Annotated in this window: 1 protein-coding gene; it reads right to left on the minus strand. The window is 45.1% G+C overall.

The window, feature by feature from the left end:
• Positions 1–1,035, minus strand: a 1,035-nt coding sequence (locus ACTHUR_RS11890) for a collagen-flanked surface repeat-containing protein (protein ID WP_440398710.1), incomplete at both ends; no start/stop codon positions are given.

The following is a 1,035-nucleotide window of genomic DNA, read 5'->3' on the forward strand; positions in this document are numbered from 1 at the left end:
TTCGCGGGCGTTGTTGTCAATCTTGTTCGCATTGCTGTTCGCATCGCCGATTTTTTGGTTCAGCTGGTTAACGTTAACCGCATCAGTACCTTTCTTACCTGGAACAACGTTTTGGATAGTATTTTTGCCGGCATCGATACCACCTTGGTTGGTGGTTACAGGACCTACGTTCAGTTCGTTAGTAGTAACACTGTTACTAGTAACACTGTCAACGTGCAGATCACGGTTCAAGCTGACTTTCAGCGCACCGCCGTCTTCCTTAACGAAGATGTTTTGAACTTCTTTCTCCGAAGTCTTACCGGTTGCTTTGTCGAATACTTGAACTGTACCCTTATCACCTTTAATCTGAATAGTGTTATTCAGTTTTTTGGTGATTTCAGCGTTATCCTCATCACGCAGACCGAAGGTGCCATCAGCATCTTTACCGTCTTTACCATCTTTACCATCTCTAATGATGGTGGTAGTGGTGTTACCGTTGCCGTCTTTGATGGTTACAGTATGTTCGCCTTTAGCTGTAGTTTCAACTTTAGCTTCAGCGTTCTTACCATCTTTCACAACTTCAGAAGTGGTACCGATGACTTTACCATCTTTATCCAGGTTTCTAACAGTGATAGTGGTTTCACCTTTAGCATCATCACGTGTAACTTCAGCTTCAGCTGACTTACCATTGTCGCCGGTATCACCCTTAGCTGCAGCTGTACCATCTTTAACGATGGTAGTAGTGGTATTACCTTCGCCATCAGTGATGGTTACAGTGTGAGTGCCGTTGCCGTTGTCTTTAACTTCGGCTTTGGCATTCTTACCGTCTGCACCGGTATCACCTTTGGCACCGTCTTTAACGATGGTAGTAGTGGTTTTACCTTCGCCATCAGTGATGGTTACAGTGTGAGTGCCGTTGCCGTTGTCTTTAACGTCGGCTTTAGCATTCTTACCATCGGCACCAGTTGCACCGGTATCACCTTTAGCAGCAGCTTTACCGTCTTTAACGATGGTAGTAGTGGTGTTACCGTTACCGTCTTTAATGGTCACAGTATG

The sequence above is a fragment of the Neisseria sp. P0021.S007 genome (genome assembly GCF_051956855.1).